This window comes from Oleiphilus sp. HI0125, assembly GCF_001635355.1.
In genome coordinates, this window is sequence record NZ_LWGF01000278.1 from 1 (window position 1) to 923 (window position 923).

The window sequence follows — 923 nt, forward strand, 5'->3', positions numbered from 1 at the left end:
AATTAGATCCTGAGCACGTTACTCGAGAAGATGTCGCTGAGCAGATAGAAGTTCAGACAAAGTACGCAGGATATATCTCACGTCAACAAGATGAGATAGATAAGCTGCGTAAGAATGAAAATACTGTTATACCAGATGATTTTGATTATGAACAAGTATCGGGCTTGTCGAATGAAGTGAAGCAAAAGTTGATGACTCAGAAGCCTACAACGATTGCTCAAGCTTCGCGCATTCCTGGCGTAACACCTGCTGCTATCTCACTTGTTCTGGTATTCATGAAAAAAGCGAGTATGAAGCGCGCAATATCCGTGAAAGAGACGAATTAGTTGTGGGCCAGATTAATACCGAAGGGTTTTCTGAACGTCTGTTAGACGCTGCAGGTGAAATCGGCATAGAGCTAAGTGTTCAGAACGCAGATAAGTTAGTTGAGTATGTTTCACTACTGTATCGATGGAACTCCACTTACAACTTAACAGCGATTCGCGATCCGAAAGAAATGTTGGAGCGCCATATTATTGACTCGTTAAGCGTTGTTCCGTTTATCACTGAGTCAGAAATCATGGATGTGGGTACTGGACCTGGTTTACCTGGTATTCCTCTTGCGCTACTGTTTCCCAATAGCCAATTTACCTTGGTCGATAGCAATATCAAAAAAACGCGATTCTTGACGCAAGCAGCGATTACTCTGGGGTTAAAAAATATCGAGGTACTGCATACGCGAATAGAAAAACTTGCTGGTAAGCGTTTTTTCCCCGCCATAATTTCCAGAGCATTTACTGCTGCAGAAAATTTTGCCAGTTTATGTGGCCCTTGTTTATCAGAAAATGGAAAGCTTCTTGCTATGAAAGGAAGCGAAGTGGAAAATGAAGCAAGTGCACTATCGTCAGAGTATGTTTATCAAGATGTGATAAAGCTAACTGTCC

Annotated in this window: 1 protein-coding gene and 1 pseudogene; both read left to right on the forward strand. The window is 41.9% G+C overall.

The window, feature by feature from the left end; genetic code table 11:
* Window positions 1-326 (forward strand): annotated as a pseudogene (gene gidA / locus A3762_RS03965) (tRNA uridine-5-carboxymethylaminomethyl(34) synthesis enzyme MnmG); the annotation flags it as partial.
* Between the two features lie 2 nt (window positions 327-328).
* The coding region (gene rsmG, locus A3762_RS03970) for a 16S rRNA (guanine(527)-N(7))-methyltransferase RsmG (RefSeq protein WP_068754201.1) at window positions 329-923 on the forward strand (595 nt) is incomplete at its 3' end.